The sequence below is a fragment of the Pseudomonas sp. 2822-17 genome (assembly GCF_002742485.1).
GTDB lineage: Bacteria > Pseudomonadota > Gammaproteobacteria > Pseudomonadales > Pseudomonadaceae > Aquipseudomonas > Aquipseudomonas cyclaminis.
In genome coordinates this window covers 1-235 of record NZ_LJRZ01000366.1, presented here as the reverse complement: position 1 = coordinate 235, position 235 = coordinate 1, and the positions used below count along the sequence as shown (strand labels likewise).

The following is a 235-nucleotide window of genomic DNA, read 5'->3' as shown; positions in this document are numbered from 1 at the left end:
AAATTAATGAAGGTGGAGGGTTTAATTCGTTATGACTGATAAAGGCAATAAAAGAACAGCAGGAGCATCATTAAAAAAAATTAGGTTTAATTTACAAGTGAAATTAACTATATTCATAGTTATTCTTTTGTTTCTGATCATTTCACTTAGAACAGTGGTCTTAGAGTTTGCAAATAACTTTATTGAAATGACCTTAGTTTTAAATATCGTTTCGGCTGCAGTTGGAATACTACTT

Annotated in this window: 1 protein-coding gene; it reads left to right on the top strand. The window is 29.4% G+C overall.

Annotated features, from left to right (window positions below):
- Nucleotides 1-31: 31 nt before the first annotated feature.
- Nucleotides 32-235, top strand: a 204-nt coding sequence (locus AOA60_RS33320; RefSeq protein ID WP_218240616.1) for a hypothetical protein, incomplete at its 3' end; no start/stop codon positions are given.